Source organism: Desulfonema magnum (genome assembly GCF_017377395.1).
Classification (GTDB): Bacteria; Desulfobacterota; Desulfobacteria; order Desulfobacterales; family 4be13; genus Desulfonema_C; species Desulfonema_C magnum.
Genome location: NZ_CP061800.1, coordinates 5,684,084 through 5,702,370, shown reverse-complemented (window position 1 = coordinate 5,702,370; position 18,287 = coordinate 5,684,084). Strand labels below are relative to the sequence as shown.

At 43.2% G+C, this 18,287-nt stretch carries 13 protein-coding genes and 1 pseudogene; 9 read left to right on the top strand and 5 right to left on the bottom strand.

Annotation, left to right across the window (positions count from 1 at the left end):
- Nucleotides 1–64: 64 nt before the first annotated feature.
- Both dnm_RS21785 and dnm_RS21780 read right to left on the bottom strand, forming a co-directional pair.
- On the bottom strand, nt 65–1,057 hold the full coding sequence (locus dnm_RS21785; RefSeq protein WP_207679004.1) for a FecR family protein: 993 nt from the start codon (nt 1,055–1,057) through the stop codon (nt 65–67).
- Nucleotides 1,058–1,127: 70 nt separating this feature from the next.
- Nucleotides 1,128–2,636, bottom strand: coding sequence for a tetratricopeptide repeat protein (locus dnm_RS21780; protein WP_207679003.1), 1,509 nt, complete (start codon nt 2,634–2,636; stop codon nt 1,128–1,130).
- A 190-nt stretch (nt 2,637–2,826) separates the two neighbouring features.
- On the opposite strand from dnm_RS21780, the pseudogene dnm_RS31805 reads away from it, so the two are divergent.
- A pseudogene (locus tag dnm_RS31805) lies at nt 2,827–3,396 on the top strand (IS1 family transposase); the annotation flags it as partial.
- A gap of 158 nt (nt 3,397–3,554) precedes the next feature.
- Here dnm_RS31805 and dnm_RS21770 read toward each other — a convergent pair.
- Entirely contained in the window at nt 3,555–7,841 is a 4,287-nt protein-coding gene (locus tag dnm_RS21770; RefSeq protein ID WP_207679002.1) for an acyl-CoA dehydratase activase, read from the bottom strand.
- A 707-nt stretch (nt 7,842–8,548) separates the two neighbouring features.
- On the opposite strand from dnm_RS21770, the gene dnm_RS21765 reads away from it, so the two are divergent.
- Both dnm_RS21765 and rtcA read left to right on the top strand, forming a co-directional pair.
- A complete protein-coding gene (locus dnm_RS21765) occupies nt 8,549–8,746 on the top strand; it encodes a hypothetical protein (RefSeq protein ID WP_207679001.1) in 198 nt (65 codons plus the stop codon).
- Complete coding sequence (gene rtcA, locus dnm_RS21760; protein WP_207679000.1) at nt 8,746–9,879, top strand: RNA 3'-terminal phosphate cyclase; 1,134 nt, start codon at nt 8,746–8,748, stop codon at nt 9,877–9,879. Before dnm_RS21765 ends, rtcA begins: the two co-directional genes overlap by 1 nt.
- Nucleotides 9,880–10,001: 122 nt before the next feature.
- Here rtcA and gpmI read toward each other — a convergent pair whose 3' ends face one another.
- The gene (gpmI, locus tag dnm_RS21755) at nt 10,002–11,555 is read right to left on the bottom strand and encodes a 2,3-bisphosphoglycerate-independent phosphoglycerate mutase (protein ID WP_207678999.1); all 1,554 of its coding nucleotides are present in this window, start codon (nt 11,553–11,555) and stop codon (nt 10,002–10,004) included.
- Nucleotides 11,556–12,333: 778 nt separating this feature from the next.
- Between gpmI and dnm_RS21750 the strand changes: the two genes are divergently transcribed.
- From dnm_RS21750 to dnm_RS21725, 6 genes are all read left to right on the top strand, one after another.
- A complete protein-coding gene (locus tag dnm_RS21750) occupies nt 12,334–12,870 on the top strand; it encodes a PadR family transcriptional regulator (RefSeq protein WP_207678998.1) in 537 nt (178 codons plus the stop codon).
- A gap of 346 nt (nt 12,871–13,216) precedes the next feature.
- Nucleotides 13,217–13,960 (top strand): molybdate ABC transporter substrate-binding protein, encoded by a 744-nt coding sequence (gene modA / locus dnm_RS21745; RefSeq protein ID WP_207678997.1) that lies wholly within the window; start codon nt 13,217–13,219, stop codon nt 13,958–13,960.
- Complete coding sequence (gene modB, locus dnm_RS21740; RefSeq protein WP_207678996.1) at nt 13,960–14,613, top strand: molybdate ABC transporter permease subunit; 654 nt, start codon at nt 13,960–13,962, stop codon at nt 14,611–14,613. The genes modA and modB overlap by 1 nt, the downstream gene beginning before the upstream one ends.
- Before the next feature lie 58 nt (nt 14,614–14,671).
- On the top strand, nt 14,672–15,511 hold the full coding sequence (locus tag dnm_RS21735; RefSeq protein ID WP_207678995.1) for a sulfite exporter TauE/SafE family protein: 840 nt from the start codon (nt 14,672–14,674) through the stop codon (nt 15,509–15,511).
- A gap of 234 nt (nt 15,512–15,745) precedes the next feature.
- Nucleotides 15,746–16,471, top strand: coding sequence for a Rossmann-like domain-containing protein (locus tag dnm_RS21730; RefSeq protein WP_207678994.1), 726 nt, complete (start codon nt 15,746–15,748; stop codon nt 16,469–16,471).
- A gap of 282 nt (nt 16,472–16,753) precedes the next feature.
- Nucleotides 16,754–17,437, top strand: coding sequence for an ATP-binding cassette domain-containing protein (locus dnm_RS21725; protein WP_246556056.1), 684 nt, complete (start codon nt 16,754–16,756; stop codon nt 17,435–17,437).
- Nucleotides 17,438–17,690: 253 nt separating this feature from the next.
- Here dnm_RS21725 and dnm_RS21720 read toward each other — a convergent pair whose 3' ends face one another.
- Nucleotides 17,691–18,239 (bottom strand): thermonuclease family protein, encoded by a 549-nt coding sequence (locus dnm_RS21720; protein ID WP_207678992.1) that lies wholly within the window; start codon nt 18,237–18,239, stop codon nt 17,691–17,693.
- Between the last annotated feature and the right edge of the window lie 48 nt (nt 18,240–18,287).

Here is an 18,287-nt window from a genome sequence, read left to right as displayed (position 1 = left end):
AAACTGGAAACTGAAAATTTGAAACTGGAAACTGTAAATTTGTACCCCAGTTTCCAGTTTCAAATTACTCAGGTTCACCAGGGAAGGGGGGCAGCGGTTTCGGTTCTGTCGGCTGATCTGGGATTATTATGTCTTCCATTATCCTCTGTGCCGTGTTTTCTATATTTTTGATATCTGATTGCGCTGTCATTTTTTCAATTCGTCTGACGATATCTTTTTTAATTATATCTGCTGTTGTCACAATCTGTTCAGGTTCTTCCGGTCTGACAGGCACATTATCTGATACAAAGATACCTTCTTCAGGTGGCTTAAAGGTTTCTTCAACGCCTTCAGGGGTAATTGTAAAATGGTCCTTTAGGATTTCAATATCTTCGGGAAATGACGGTTGAGCTTCAAAAGGAAGAGCGCCTTCCTCAATCACAGTCTGCTCAAAATCCAGAAGCACTGTCGGGTCTGCTTCCGGCCCCACTAAGCTTATGATTTCCAGGCGGGTTTTTTCAAGAGCGGTAACCTCGGTACGCTCCGCATCCGCGGTCACAATAAAATCAGACCCTCTGACCCCGACAACAGCGGTTTTTGTTTTCACCTTAAAATCAGAACGTTTGAAATTAACCAGCTTTTTCACCCAAAAACGGGCTTTGCCTAACGTCATACCCAGAAAAGAAGAACGGGTTTTGCTGATAGGTTCATAAATACTTTGACTGATTACCAATTTTGTCTCGGAAGACAATGTCAGTATGCTTCCGTCATTCAGCTCAAATCTGATACGTCCTTTTTCCCCGGTAACAATTGTGTCTCCTTCAAAAAGCGGCATATCTTTTTTAGCCCAATAGTAAAACAAAGTATTTTTATGAATAACAGCCGCCTTTCCCTGTAACAGCTGAACCTTTCCCACAGGATGACCCACACCCGGCTTGAATTCCTCCTCAATTTTCACATTATCAGGAAACACAGACTCGGCGTATGCGTTGTCGGTTTCGCCCATCCCTCCGATAACAAATAAAAACATCAACAGCACCCCTGACACATAGAAGAAAGTTCTCGCCATTACACTCATATTCCCCCCTTAGTTTGAAACTGGAAACTGGAAACTGGAAAATCGGCATTCAATTCTCAATTCTCAATTCTTAAAACGTTGCTGTCACCGACAGGGTCGTTACTTTTTTGTCGTATTCGTATATGCTGATATTGGAATCTTTTTTTGTATAATCAAAATCTGCCCCGATACTCAGCCAATCATAAAATAAGCTGCGGGAGAGCGATACGGACCCGATGTATTTGTTATCATCTCGTTTAACATGATAAACCGTATCCGTATGATCATATTTTTTATCGTAATATTTTCCCATTAAGCTCAGGTTCAGTTTCCAGGGAAGATTAAAGGATATGGCTAATTTTGTTTTTAGCTGTCCATAACAGTAGTCCGAACCGGAAGCGGAATTGTCTTCATAACCCAAGCCGCCGAACAGACTGGCTTTTCCGTTCGCAAGGCTGTAATAGAAATCCCAAAAGAACTCGTTGGCATGTCCGCTTCTGCTGCCATCCTGGGAAAAATAGTCATTTTTATCGTAACTATATGAAACTCTGGTGATAAAGTTCTCACTGACATCCCATGTCACCCGGGGAGTCAGGCGATGACGTCTCAGATAGCTTTCAGAATCTACCCAGTAATAGGAGGGAATATAGGAGAATCCGAACCCCAATGTGTCAAAACGATATTTTGTGTAAAGATTAAAAATACTTACTGTCAGATTATATTCATCCAGTTCATCATACCATGTCTGATAATGGCGGTATCCTGCCCCGATCTGAAAGTCCTTCCTGCTGACAAATTTGTATTTGCCTGAAAAATATCCCACAGTAACATAATCATCCTTATCCGCATGTTTATCCGCGTCCAATCCGTCTCTGTCTTTGTCAGAATCCAGAGTCACGTTATCATCATACCGGCGGCCTGTTTTCAGATAAATGCTGTAGGGGCTGACATCCTTTCCCCCGGTTTTAATCGCCCTGAGCCATTTTACAGCACCTTGTTTCAGCGATTCTGAATCAGAATGGTCTCTCACATACTCAAATTTTTCAATCGCTTTTTCAGTTTTTCCTGTCATCTGATAACATATCCCGGCATGATAATAGGCATTTGAGCGAAGAGTGAGACTTTTTTCACCTGCGTTGATGAAATAATCCGGAGCTGCCTGGTAATGTTTTTGTTTGTATAGGGTTATACCGGCATAGTAGTGTGCCAGTACATTTGATGGGTCTGTCTTGACGATTTGTTTAAAAAGTTCAGATGATTTGGAATAATCAGACATTTTGTAATTCAGAAAAGCCAGATCATATTTCAACCCGGATATATCCGGATCAGCTTTCCAGGCTTTGGTAAAATATGTCATTGCCTCCTGGTAGCGTTCTGTTTTCAGAAAAATTTTTCCCAAATAATGATTATAAAAAGGGTTATCCGGATTAAATTCAAGGGCTTTCTTTAAATTTTTTTCAGCACTCTCATAATCGCCGTCTTCATAAGCAAACACTCCGAAATCATAATACGCCCGCCCTCTGTCTTCCTGAGCGTGGGCAGGGAGACCAAAAGACAAAATGAACATGGCGACCAAAATAAAGCTCAGTATTTTTTGCATGGTGCGGCTCCTGATATTCCTGATTAAAAATTTTTGCTTTCAGTTTTATAATCTGAGTACATATTTTTTCTTATTTTTCTACAGGGTAACACTGTGAAAAAATATTTTTTTTAGTTATTATCCGTATAACATAACAGATTTTTTAAGGTACCTTGTCAAAAGTTTTCCAGCAATTTTTTTGCCCTGAATATTGCTTTTGGAAAAAATTCCGATAGCCGGAATTTCAAGAGTCACAGGCATATCCGAACCCTGGTTGCAAAAATATATTAATGAAAAATATGAAAATATCCCCCGGAAAATCGAAATCACAAGAAAAAAAGACCGATGACAATTCAATGCGATGAAATGTGGTCCTTTGTCGGTAACAAAGGTTATAAATATTGAATTTGGCTCGCCATCGATCAGGATTCCAAAAAAATTGTCGGCGTATATGTCGGCAGCCGTTATCGGAAAGGAGCGCGGGGGGATCCGGGACTCATTGCCGCCCGTTTATCGTCAGTGCGCTGTATGTCATACTGATTTCCGGTCCGCATAGGAAGAAATTTTTCCGTCAAAAAGACATAAGGCAGTCGGTAAGGAAAGCGGTAAAACCAGTCATATTGAGAGGTTCAACCTTAGGCTCAGGCAAAGAGTGTCGCGTTTGGTAAGAAAAACGCTGTCTTTTTCCAAAAAGTTGGAAAACCATCTGGGTGCAATTTGGAATTTTATTCATCATTACAATTTGCATATAGCTCCGACAATAGCTATCACTACTTGTTAAGGACTACCAATAAAGGGGCAGTCCTGCACAAGCAGTGATGAACGAGATTCAGTGTCCTGCTATCCGGGCAACTGAACGGGATTCATCACTACCTTTGCAGGACTACCAAAAAAAGGAAGGTTTTTCAATGAAAAAATTGCCAATTATCCACTCTGAGCCTATGCCCCCGCTTGCGATACATATCTGTACGACTTATCTGTGCGGCTTTTTCTCGGGTATCTGAGATAGGGAATAATCACATCATTTTTCATACCGCCGGTTCCGTCATAAGTGACAGATACAATAGGAATCCCGGTTATCCTTTCAATGTCTTTTGCCATTGCCTCAGTGACCAGCGAGGGGCAGCAGAATGCCGGACTTGTCTGCACAAACAGCGAAACATCCGGATACTGCTTTTTTATATGGAATATCTTCAGAATATTATCCATTGACTCCCCGGTATTCTCGATCCTGACATTGTATTCAGACAAAATCTTCTCCGAAGACTCGTGATATTCCGGCTGAGGTTCCTTCAGAATCCGTTCAAAATACCTGTAATATGTCTTTTCAATAGTGGTGACCGCAGTCATCATGGCCTTTGAAGAAATCAGGCTCAGATAATGACCCTCAAAAAACCACTTTCTGAAATAGGAGCCGATGACCATCCTGGCATATTCGCTATACGGCGTTGTAATGACCTCCCCGCCATTTTCTTCGATAAAATGAATAAGATTCTGGTTTATCACATCATTGTCCCGGACATACAAATCACCGAATATTGCCACCTTTGGCCGACTCCCGGATTCGGTTGTCACGTCAATCCCCTCAAACCAGGACACCACTTCATCAAGCGCATCTGTTTTTGAGCGGTTCCCGGAAAACGCATCCGTCAGAACATCAACACTTTTTTTGATGATCCTGTCTGTTTCTCCCTTCTTCTTTTCATAAGGCCGTATCCTGCAACCCATCTTTCGGATAAGCCCGCCGAACATATAGGCAAAATAGTTATTTACAGGTAATTTTACGGAAATATCCATAAACGCCAGACCTCCGGCATACACACCGGCTTTTTCCATGCCGTTTCCGTAGTCATTCAATATGGTCTTTATATGATGCGGAAACAACCTGATATTACATGCCACCCATGAATGAATTGTCCATAATACGGTTCTTGCCGGATCAAGATTGTGTGTTTCCACATAATCAATAAACTCCTGCGCCATGATATTCAGCGGAATACACTGACCGGTATTATGTCGCAGGCTCTTCTGAATACTTGTTTCGCTCTCTTCCAGTAATCTTGCGTCAATGCCTTCTTTTCTGAGATTGGCAACCAGCAGTTTTAAAGCGATGTTATCCCAGTTCGGAATAAGAAGAGTTTTATCTGACACCTGTTTTTCTCTCACCGGAATAAGCGACGGACAAAGCTCTGCCAGTTTCCTGGTTTCAGCAGCTTCGGAAGTCTGAAGCGTCTGGGCATAGTGATTTCTGAAGGCCCGGATCGCGGCTTCAATCCGGGTTTCATACCCCACGCTTGAATCATGTTCATCCAGTTGCAGGATCAGATATGGCTTTTCATGATCCCCCATAAGCTTTTTGAAATACTCAAGCACAAACGCATCTGGCGAACATCTGAACGACGTTACAAACACCGGGTAAGCGGTTTCAGACTGTGCAACCACCTCGGCTGCCTCCAGAATCTTCGAGGCATAGTGCCAGTGCAGCTCGTTCAGAAGTGGTTCAAGAGATTTGATGTCTTCTTTTTCGTAAGACAGCATATCCTGAAAAAAGGCTTTTACGCCGAGAGATGCAAAAATATCCGGAATTCCTTTGTTCATGGAACGGGAGAGAATCGTGTAGGGCCTCCCCAGCAAAACCACATGCAAATCACTGGTTTTCCGAGATTCTCTTTTGTATGTATTCTTCAGTGTTTGCAGACATGAATCCCTGAATTCAAGGGCCGTGTCATATGCTGCTGACACATCAAAGAAGCTGATGCCAAGCGCTGAAACAGATTTCAGCATGTTGTATAACTGCACTTTGGTATGAAAGCTGTTGTACAGATAATGCACAAGCGGCATGAGAACCCGGTTCTTTTGTGAAAATTTGGGGGATCCGCTGTTCTGAGCCACAGCGGAAACAAGCGCAGATGAAAACTGCGTATAATAACAATACTGGCGCCTGACCCCCTTTTCCCCGGATTTTTTTTCAATACTGACCGGCAAAAAAATGTAATCTGATCTCTCCGTAAGATACTTTACATGAGCATGCAGGGCAGCCATTGGCGCGCAGAATTCAGCATTGGCAATCTGCTTTCCCTCTTTTATCGCGTCATTGTATTGCTCGCTGGTAATGGTTCTGACGGAGAGCTTATCAAAAAATTTTTTCCAGAACGGCAGGTCCTCAAGCAGATGAAGCCCCGCGGGAATACCAATGGTGACGCCTTCCTGATAGTCTTTCCGACGTTTAAATGAAAAGACTTTTCTTCTTTCCCTGAGCAGATCAAAACCGGAGAGATTATTATTCACATATTTCTGAGTGTCATAATCCCGTCCGCAGAGAAATCCGTAAGCAATTCTCTCTTTGCCAACATCCGCGAGGGTTATTTTGCAATGGTTGGTGCAGAGCTGGCAGACTTCGGATTGTATGGGAATATGTTGCTTCCAGAGACCTGTTCCCCTGAACTTCGTGTCTGAAATCCCCTGATCCAAAAGCGTGAGCGCGACACCGAGCGCGCCGGTCAGATGGCAGTATTCAGACACATATATGGGTTTTTGAAGCTTCTGTTCAAACGCGGCCACAAGGGCCTTGTTCTTTGCCGTTGCTCCCTGGAAAAATATGGTTTCTCCGATGCTGCTCTCAACAGCAACTTTGGTGAGATAATTTTCCCTTACGGAGTGGAGAACAGACGCAAGCACCTCATTCACAGCATAGCCTTCGCTGAGGTAATGATTCATGTCTCTTTCCATAAACACGGTGCATCTGTCACTGGCAATGGGCGATCTCCGGCGCACTGCTCTGGCGGAATACTCAGATAAGGGACAGCCCAGTTTTTGCGCCTGTTCCTCGATAAAGCTCCCGGTACCCGCTGCGCAGACTGTGTTCATGACGGAGAATGTGACCCTGCCGTTTTTCAAGGTGGTAAATTTCGAGTCCTGTCCCCCGATCTCAATGATGGTATCCACATCAGGATTGAGTTCGCACGCGGCACGGGCATGGGCAGTGATTTCATCAGTCACAATGTCCGCGCCAATCAGTTTTCCGATGAATTTCCTGCCGGACCCGGTGGTTCCGCTTCCGATAATCTGTAAATTTATTCCCTTTCTTTGCACCATATCCTCAAACGCAGCGAAGAGCTTCTGAAGCGCGTTCACCGGTCTTCCCGCAGTTCGGGTATAGAAACCTGCCAGAACCGCATGATCTTTGTTTACAAGAATTGCTTTGGTGCTTGTGGATCCGATATCAATTCCCATACAGACCTCATACTTATGGGAAGATTTCAGAACTTCATAAATATCAACCTCCACAGGATCGGAATCCGCTGAATCATATGCTGTATATTCATATGTTTCAACGCTGTGAAACTCAGGATAATCAGCGTATTTCAATTCAAGAGGGTCATAAAAATACTTTTTTTCAACAGCCTTGTGAATGAGAATCTCATCTCCCGAGGTTATTTGCAACGGCTTTTGCAAATGGATTTCGTCAAGAAGGTTAAAGGCCGCGCCAACAGCGCCGTAAGCAGCGATTTTATCCAGGATAACTTCTTTGCCGATAATGGCCTGTATATGCCGAACCACTGCCCTGTTCTTTGACACGCCGCCTGTGAATATGACAGGTGCGTTCAGTTTTTCACCGGCAAACAACGTATCTGCAATGTTTTTCGCGAGACCATGGCACAGACCGTCGCAAATGGCCGCCAATGTGTATCCTTCCTGTTGCGCGTGAACCAGGTCTGTTTTGGCAAATACCGCACATCGGGAGGCAATTTTCGGTATGGGGCCTTTGTTTCGGAACGCAATTTCGCTTAATTCTTCTATGCCCCCGATATTCAGCCGTTTTGCCTGCTGATCAAGAAAACTGCCCGTGCCCGCGGCACAGGATGTGTTTGCCTTGAAATTAAGATAATTTCCATCCTCATCAAAGCTGATAAGGCCGAATTTCTCACCGCCGACCACCAGAACAGCGCCGACCCTGTCATGAAAATGACGAGCCGCGGCAATAATTGAAATCCGGTTGTCATATTGTTTATTGACGAAAATAACTGAGGGTGTTGAGGATGTGGAAGCAATCCCGCAAATTTCTGACACACTGAAATTATTCAGGACGCACCTGAGATTTTCCGTGATGTTTCCGTGATGGAACTGATACGCGGTTCTGACGATTTCTCTCCGGGGATTAATTTCTGCAACTGAAATGGAGACAGAACCAATATCTATTCCAAGAATATTTGATCTGAGTCTCATCTGCCCACCTCAATTTTTGAAACTTGAAACTTGAAACTTGAAACTTGAAACTTGAAACTCGAAACTTGAAACTCGAAACTCGAAACTCGAAACTCGAAACTTGAAACTCGAAACTCGAAACTCGAAACTTGAAACTTGAAATTTATTGATTTAAATTAAAATTGATGTTCAGTTTTAGAATATTATTATAATAATTTTATCTAAATAAAAAGGCATTGTATATCAGGAATCTCCTTATTTTATCAGAAAAATTCCCTAAAAATAACTAAGAAAATTTACTTTTCATACAGATAGTTATCAGTTGCGCTTGCTAACGTCAGAAACTGTTTTTTCACGCTACGGGTTCTGATCTCCGCAAAAATGACATTTAGGAGAATCTATACAGCAGATCGAAAAATCAGAGCATTTACTGTTTTGACCTTTGATTCGGTTATCCGAATCTGTAGAGATTTTTTATAAAGATTGAATCAGGATTAATGAGCAGTCTGTCTCAGTCTTATGTTCCTGTGAAATATTCATTCCAATAGTGCGCGGGCGATTGAATTTCAACAGATAAACGATCTTCCCTCCTTCTGGCGACAATACTGCTGATCTTAGGGAGACCAACAAACAGAATTTTCTTGCAAAACAAATTTTCAAACATTAATATCTGAAATTGAAATTGTAATCCCTGTGACATTAAAAAGCAGTAAAAAAGGTATGATATCATGTTGTTAAACATAGATTTTAAGAAAACATCTGTCACTCCGGAGTGCCGGACTTGCAGTCTGGCAATATTTCTGATGCCCGGAAACCGGACACTTCTGCCAAACTGCAAGTTTGGCACTCCGGACAACCTTTTTCTTAAAGCCTATAGTCTTAATTCGGTTCTCTGCGCTTTGCAAGCTGTTGGGAGAGGTGAGTGATGATAAAAATAGATGGTTCATTTCTTGAAGGAGGGGGTCAGATAATTCGCACGAGTCTTGCACTGAGTGCGCTGACAGGAAAGGCTTTCACCATAAGCGGAATTCGGAAGGGACGTTCCAAACCAGGACTTCGTCCCCAGCATCTTAACGCGGTGAGAGCGGTTCGGCAGCTATGTAATGCAGAGGTGTCAGGAGATGCTCCGGATTCCCAGGCATTGGTGTTCACCCCTAAAAAAACAGAATCCGCCAACCTGTCCGTTGATATTGGCACAGCAGGGTCGGTCACGCTGCTGATGCAGTCCTTGCTGATACCGGCCGTTTTCGGAGGAAAAAACATCGTCATTAGCCTGAAAGGAGGAACTGATGTCAGATGGAGCCAGCCATACGACTATTTCAGAAATATTCTCCTGAAATATATTGAACCTTTTGCCGGGGTCGAATCAGAGCTTATAAGAAGAGGCTATTATCCGAAAGGAGGCGGAGAAATAAAAGTGACGCTCAAGCCAAAATTCAGCCTCACGAGTTATGAAAATTTTTCAGAACATCTTAATGAAGTGAGAAGCCAGTTACCGGAGATGAATCTTTGCTGTCAAGGTGAGTTAAAGGCCATCGAAGGGGTTTCCCATGCGTCCGAGAAACTCAAAGGTGTTCCGGAAAGACAGGCCCGGCAGGCCCGGAAAGTCCTTGAAAAGCTGCAATGCCCCGTATCCATAAAAACCGAGTACAGCCAGAGCCGGTGTCCGGGGTCAGGAATAACCCTCCGGGCCGTGTTCTCAGAAGCCTCATGGCCGGTTCTTCTGGGAGGAGACAGTCTGGGGGAACGCGGGAAAAGAGCTGAAAAGGTGGGAGAAGAAGCAGCGCTCAGGCTTATGAAACAAATAGAGAGCGGCGCTGCCGTGGATAAATATCTGGCCGATCAGCTTCTTCCTCTGGCAGTGTTCCTTCCCTCAGCCCGATACAAAGCATCTGAAATAACCCCTCATTGCCGGACGAATATCTATGTGATAGAAAAATTTCTTCCGGTAACGTTCTCAGCAGATGACAATATTGTGAATTTAAGGCGAGTTCCGGAAAAGAACATACCGGCTTTTTCAGTTCGTAGTTCCGCCTTTAGGCGGTGTCACACCGCCTAAAGGCGGAACTACGAACTGGTATATTCATTTTTGGAAATCGCCTAAGTACCTGACCATAACTTTTCTTCGGACATGAGACCTCCGAGGTTTCGGAAACCTCGGAAGTCTCTGATAGCGAGTTTTCAACTTTTAATCAGAGAGGTTCCTGTCATCAGTTCCGGCTTGTCAATCCCCAGAAGCTCAAGAATTGTCGGCGCAATATCTCCCAAAATGCCGTCCGCTCTTAAACAAACCCCTTTGCGAGCGTCATCTGCGAGGATAAAAGGAACCGGATTGACCGTGTGGGCTGTGTGTATATTTCCGTTATCATCGGTCATCTTTTCCGAATTTCCATGATCAGCGGTGATCAGCGTGACACCGCGTTGTGACCTTACTTGTGAAACAATTTCTTCAACACACGCGTCAACAGTTTTGCACGCATGAATTGCCGCGTCAAGCACGCCTGTATGCCCCACCATGTCCATGTTGGCAAAGTTGAGTATTATCAGATCATACTGTTGCGATTGTAAGCGTGAGATCACCTCTTTGGTCACTTCAGGCGCGCTCATTTCCGGCTTCAGATCATACGTTGCAACTTCACGGGGGGAGGGAACAAGACATCGGTCTTCAAGAGGAAACGGTTTTTCCTCGCCGCCATTGAAAAAATAAGTGACATGCGCATATTTTTCTGTTTCTGCAATTCGGAGCTGGCGTAATCCCTGTTCGCTGACCACCTCGCCAAGAATTTTCTTCGGACGAACCGGCGGAAAGGCCAAAGGAAGAGGAAGATTTTCATCATACAGCGTCATACAGACATACTCGCAGAGATTTGGCAAACTGTCTCGCTTAAAGAATTCAAATTCCGGGGCAGTGAGGGCACGGGTAATCTCTCTGGCACGATCCGCACGAAAATTAAAGAAGATAATTCCGTCGCCGTCCTGAACCGTTCCGAGAGGTGTTTTATCTTCGTGTGTATCCATTACAACAGGTTTGACAAATTCATCTGTTTCTCCCCGGTCATAAGCATTCTTCACAGCTTCCACAGGATCCTTTTCCCGGATTCCCTCTCCCTCTGTGTAAAGGCGAAACGCCTTTTCTACCCGTTCCCACCGGGTATCCCGGTCCATTGCGTAAAAGCGTCCGCAGATGCTCGCAATCTTGCCGAAATTGTTTGCGCTGATATGTTCCTGTAACTGTTTTACATAACGGACGCCGCTGTCCGGCGGTGTGTCCCGGCCGTCAAGTATGACATGAACATATACACGAGTCAGCCCTTTTTGGCGGGCCATGTCCAATAAAGCAAACAGATGGGTAAGCTGACTGTGAACTCCTCCGTCCGAAACAAGTCCCATGAGGTGAAGCCCGGCATCATTGGCGTGAACTTTTGACATGACGGAATTCAGTACGTCATTCTGAAAAAATGTCTTATCCCGGATTGCCATGTCAATCCTCAGAAGGTCCTGATACACAATCCTGCCCGCTCCGATATTCAGATGTCCCACTTCGGAATTTCCCATGATGCCCGGAGGAAGTCCCACAGCTTCACCGGAACATAACAACTGAGTATTCGGATATTCTTCTTTGAGTTTGTTAAGAAAAGGAGTTCCGGACAGGAAAACCGCATTTCCTTCATGCGTGGGGCTGATTCCCCACCCGTCCAAAATCATCAGCAGACAGGGCTTTTTACCATTATTCATATGATATCTCCGTTTTAAAATCTTCTTCTTATTTTCAGCGACAAGGACTCAGATAAAAGTTTTTACACATTTTTTGTGAAAACGAAAAAAAAACTAAGTTTAAAAAAACTTAGTTTTTCATGGAACACAGCCAATTATCCGGCTCTTGCTGAACATCCCGCGTACGGAATTAATTTTTAATTAGGGATTTCCCAAAAAATAAAATACCCGGAAATGTAGAAATGTAGGGTGGGTGGAGCGAAGCGGAACCCACCGCACATTTTTTTATCGGGTATATTTATTTATTTCGAGTTCCCTTATATAGTATAGCGGCGATCATAACAAAGCATGAAAGTCGGAGCAAATCGCAAATCGCAAATCGCAAATCGCAAATCACAAATCACAAATCACAAATCGCAAATCACAAATCGCAAATCGCAAATCACAAATCACAAATCGCAAATCACAAATCACAAATCGCAAATCACAAATCGCAAATCGCAAATCACAAATCACAAATCGCAAATCACAAATCGCAAATCACAAATCGCAAATCGCAAATCGCAAATCGCAAATCGCAAATCACAAATCACAAATCGCAAATCACAAATCACAAATCACAAATCGCAAATCATAAATGGCTTTTAAACATATTAAAATAACCAATGTCAATGAAAAACCAGAACCGAGGCATTTTCCATATGCTGAGGACACATAATTTTCAAAATTTTAAATTTCTCTTGACTATATATTCCAAGTTAGACTATACCAACTCAAATTAATTGAAAGTGGAATTATAATGAACGACAGCCCGACCGTAAATTATGCTTTGCTGGGTGTGCTGATGACCGGCCCCAGACATGCTTATGAAATACTTCAGTTTATGAAAGCTCACCTGGGATTCACATGGTACCTGGGAAGAAGCCAACTCTATCTTGTACTCAAACGATTTGAAAAGAAAGGATTTTTATGTTCCAGTCTCAAGAGACAGGACACCCGCCCGTCAAAGCGGATATTTTCTCTGACACCTGCCGGAAAACAAGCCTTTCTCGACTGGGTCGGCAGTCCCACAGATCATCCGAGGGACACCCGTATTGAATTCATGGTAAAGCTTTTCTTTTTTCATCACCTCTCTCTTGAGGGAGGCTGTGACGTGATAGATGCACAGTCTCAAAACCTCAGACATTTTTTGAAAAAGCTTGAAAAAATGCAGGAAAATGAAGAACATCCCCATAAAAAACTTGTGCTGGACTTCAGAATAACCATGATGCACGAATGGCTGAACTGGCTCGAAAAAGAGGCAAAATGCTTTATAAAAAATATTGAATCTCAGTAAGGGATACTAAGTACCTAACCATAAGTTTTTAATATCTGCCCGGGAAAGAAACCCGGCTTTTTTTCCGGAATGATGCTTCTCCGACAAAGGAAAAAGCCGGGTTTCTCCGCTCAGAAAAAAAACTGTATAAAAAACTTTTGATCACTCGATGTTCAAGTTTTCTGACCCGGTTCGACTAAAAACCCTGTCATTCCTGCGAAAGCAGGAATCCATTCTGGGCAGAGGCCGCGCTTCCGGAAGCAGCGGATTCCTGCTTTCGCAGGAATGACAGAAAAAAACTTGAACATCGAGTGATCAGGTACTTATTTCTGTTTAAACCATCTGAAAAGAATTAAGGAGAATTTGAATGAAGCGATGTGTGACATTTTTTTTGGTGCTGACGGTTCTGCTCTGTCCGCTTTCCGCGGAAGCCGAGGAAAAAATTATGGCGGCTGTCGCGGCAAATTTCATGAAACCTTTTGAGGAAATTGTCAGACTTTATGAAGCAAAAACAAATATCAATATTGAACCGACTTACACCTCAACAGGCAGACTTTACGCCCAGATAATCAAGGGCGCACCTTATGACGTATTTCTCGCAGCAGATGAAAAGCGTCCTGCTCTTCTGCACAAAGACGGATTAGCAGAAAACCCTTTTGTTTATGCAAAAGGTCAGGTTATTATATGGAGCGCAAACAAGGAATTGTGCCAGGTAAAAGATTGGAAGGAAATGGCACAAAACCCGTGCGTGAAAAAAATCGCCATGGCCAACATTGAAACCGCTCCCTACGGAACGGTAAGCATGATTGCTTTAAAAGACATGGGATTGTGGGAAAAGCTTCAGCCCAAGCTGGTCTTTGCTCAGACCATTGCGCAGGTTTTTCAATATGCTTCCACCGAAAGCGTGGACGCAGGATTCTGTGCATATTCCTCAGCCTTTACTGATGAAGGCAGGAAAGGCTGCTTTCTGGAAGTGAAAGAAGCTCAGGGGGTGACACAGGCTGCGTGTGTACTCCGACGAGCCGCCGACAAAGAAATGGCGGATAAGTTTGCAACGTTTCTTCATTCGCCTGAAGCTGATGCAGTGAAAAGGAGTTACGGCTACAAATAATGGAACTGTTTCCTTTGTATTTGTCCGTGAAACTTGCGCTTGTGACCACTGTTCTGCTGATGATCATGGCCGCGCCTGTGGCTTATGTGTTGGCCTATTCCGAGTTTTTCGGGAAATCTTTTCTCGAAGCCCTTGTCAGTCTGCCCTTGGCTCTTCCGCCCACGGTCCTGGGATTTTACCTTCTTATCTTCATGGGACCGAAAGGCGGATTTGGCAGATTATGGGAAAAGCTCACAGGTTCATCTCTTTTGTTCACATTCTCGGCCATTGTTATTGCATCGCTGGTTTACAGCCTTCCTTTTGCTGTCCAGCCCATGAGGGCGGCCTTTCAGAAAATTGATCAAAAGCTTCTGGAAAATGCTTATGTCCTGGGACTTTCCCGCACTGCCGCATTTTTCAGAGTGATCCTCCCAAATACCATGGGCGGTCTGGCAGCTTCGGCAATTCTGGTTTTTGTGCATACCATGGGGGAATTTGGTGTACTTCTCATGGTCGGCGGCAGCGTGCCGGGTCAGACAAAGGTGGCATCCATTGCTATTTATGAAGCTGTGGAAGCCTTGAACTACCATGAGGCAGGAATTATGTGTATGACCCTTATTCCGATCAGTTATGCATTTCTCCTTTTGATTAACTGGCTTAATCGGAGAAGCTGATTCAGCTTGAGTCATAAATCAGGTTTTAACCGAACATTTTTTTAAAAAAAGAGGCATTATGTCAAAATTTGTTAAGAACGAATTGGATATCAGGTTGGTATTACTTGGCTTCTGGGTGGCGCTGTTCAGCGCCGGTGTCGGGATCGGCGGGGGAACCATATTTGTCTCCATATTCATATCTGTATTCGGATTTGATTTTAAAAAGGCGGCAAGCACGTCTTTGGCAGCGATCATCCCTATCAGTATGATCGGGGCGATGAGTCATTTTATTTTTCTTTCCCACACTCCTCCTCTCCGATACTATTTTATGTTTATTCCCGCATGCATGTTGGGCGCAATCGTGGGCGGAAAAATATTTCATAAACAAAAGAGCACATGGTTTAAATTTGCTTTTTCAGTTTTTTTACTTATCGTCAGTCTCAGAATGCTGAAAGTCATTGATTTGTCCTCTCTTGCTTATGGCGGTCTTCAGACGATACTCCACATAAATGAATTGCCTTTTATCATTTTCTTTGGGATAATTATCGGAATTACGGCCACATTTTTGGGATTAGGGTGCGGACTCCTGATCGTACCGTTTTATGTCATTATCATTGGTCTTAATATTCATGAAGCCATACGATTATCCCTGACCACCATGTTTTTTCTTACATTTTCGGCGACGATGATTCATCGTAAATTAAAGACATTAGATATTATACCGTTAAAAAGCCTGCTTATTCCGGCTTTATTGGGAGCGGTTACAGGAGCGAGCATAACCAGTCACCTTCCTGCGCCGATATTGAAACAGATATTTGGTGTGTTTTTGTTTGTTATGTCCTGTAAATTTATCATCTGGGAACTGTTTGGACATTACAAAATGTGGACGGTAAGAAAATTTTCTGAATCCCTGGAATGATAATTTAAGGCGGAAAATTATTCTTTTTCGGAAATCACCTAAGCAGATCAAAATATTTGGAAAATCGTTACAAATTCCCCTCCGGGAGGAATTTTCATCTGCTGATTTCTCCTGACACCCAGCACTTAACACCTAACACTTAACACTTAACACTTAACACTTAACACCTAACACTTAACACCTAACACTTAACACCTAACACTTAACACTCTCATAATGAAAGGAAACTACCAGATGATCAACGCGAATATCTATGAAGAAATGAAAAAAGCCCTGGAAAAAGAAATACACCAACATAATTTTGCAGGACAAAATGTAAGCATCAGATGCAAAGCGCTTTCTGCTGTGGAAGCCATAGGAAAGCCCGAACATGATGACTATCCCATCATCAAAGGGAAAGAAGTCATGGTGGAAGCTGTGTTTAACGGAGCCAGGGGACAGGCCTTTACAGATGCGTTTGAAAATACAGATTACCGGGTGGAGGACCTTTTGAACCTTGACCTTGATTCAAACAGCAAAAGAGCCAGTTTTATATCAGGACTGAATGCGATTTTCAGATATCTTAACCTTTGTGATAAAACTGTTCACTGTAAAGATGCCGAACCAAAGCAATGCTCAGAGAAGTTGTTTGAAAAAATTGAGTCAGGGAAAAAAGTCCTTCTTGTCGGACATCAGCCGAGGTTTCTTGAGGTTCTTGCGTCAAAGTGCAACGTCAGAGCGGTTGACCTTGACAAAGATAATATTGGCAAGGAATTTTTTGGTGTGGTTATCGAACCGCCTGAAATGACATCCGAGGCACTCGCATGGTGTGACCTGATATTTGCTACCGGATCCACGGTGGTAAACGGAACAATTACAAATTTTCTTAATAAAGACAAACCCGTGCTGTTTTACGGTGTTACAATCTCAGCACCGGCAACGATCCTTAATTTAAACACCTATTGCCAGTGCGGACACTGACAAGCAATTGAGAATTGAGAATTGAAAATTGAAAATTGGGAATTGAAAATTGGGCTTAACACTGGGATGATGAAAATGTCACAAATCGGGCTGATAATTGCGATCCCATTTTTATTCCGCAATTTTTTTATAACTTTAAAATCAGATAGTTAAAAAATGCGGGGAACAAAAACGGGATCAGCTTTTTCAGAGCTTTGGAAACATTTTCATCACCCCAGCTTAACACCTAACACCTAACACTTAACACCTAACACCTAACACACCTTTTAAATGAAACTTAATGTGAATATCAGAAAAAAGCTGGCGAATTTTGAACTGGATGTCTCCTTTTCCTGCCAGGATCAGAAAATACTCGTCCTGGTGGGACCGTCCGGGGCGGGCAAAACCACAATTATTCGGACGATTGCCGGGTTGGAAAAACTGGAAAACGGACATATAAGCTATAATGGTGAAACTTGGGTAAACATGGAAAAAGGCATTTTTCTGGCTCCTCAGAAACGGCGTTTGGGATATGTGTTTCAGGAATACACCTTATTTCCGCATTTAAATGTTTATAAAAATGTGGCGTTCGCTGCTCAGGATAAAAAAGAAGTGGATACACTTTTGGAGATGTTCGGCATTCATCATATTAAAGATCAGAAGCCGCACAAAATTTCCGGCGGGGAACGTCAGCGGTGTGCGATTTGTCAGGCGCTGGCCCGGCGGCCCCAGGTGCTTCTGTTGGATGAGCCGTTTTCCGCATTGGATGTCATCACCCGGAATAAGCTGCGTGAGGAGTTCAAATCACTGAAGAAAAAATTCTCATTTCCCATTATCCACGTGACCCACGACATAAACGAAGCCCTGTTTTTAGGAGATGAGGTTCTGCCTGTGGTTCAGGGAAAGATCAGAGAGGAATGGATGAAGCAGTTCATGGAAAACACGCGGTCGGGCGTGTTTGGGAATGAAAAAAATTTCCCAAATTAATCAGAGCGTTTGAATATTCAAAGGGCAACACCAAATTTTTTCGGCCTTTCCAAGTTTTAGTATATCCCTTTATTTTTTGTTTTTACGCCATTTTCTCGGACTGATGTACTCACTTCCCAAAGTCCACATTTCTTTTCGAAATTCTCTTGCTTTGGTTTCCGCTTTTCAGTAAGGTTCAGGATCAAAACCTTTTGGTGATTTTCCACGGTACACTTCAGCAAGACCGGCGATGAGTAATTCAAGACTGACATTTTTATTTCCCACAAAGACCTCCGCGAGCTGGTGTCTGTAAGCCCCCCATCCCGTATCCCCTGATACGGACTGTTTTATTGAGAATCATTTTTACGAGATATTTTTCCGCTTCCTCACCATAAGGCTGTGCTGGTTTTCGTCTGCCTTTGTCTGCTGTTTCCGGCGCATCAATTCCGACAAGTCTCACAATGATTTCTATGTTATTATCTGTTGCTTTGAAACTGTCTCCGTCATAAATTTTTATGACATGAAACTGTCTGTAGTCATTTTTGTGAAGATTGGCTTGTTTCTCATTATCAGACCGAACTTTTTTAGGCTGAAAATCAGATTCATCAGATGTTTCTTTTATCTCAGCCTGTTCTATTTGTTCCACATCTTCTTTAAGATACCCGACAACTGATCTGAATCTGTAACATTTTATGAGTCCGTCTTCTTTCCACACAGTTACATTTTCTATTCTTCTCCCGTTTTTTAAAACAATTTTATCCGCATTTGCAAACAAAGGAAACCATACTGATAATGCGAGTAATACTTTCTTCCATTTCTTCATTTTGAAACCTGAGGCCCGAGTCATCGGCAGCACTTGCGCCTAGTTGCC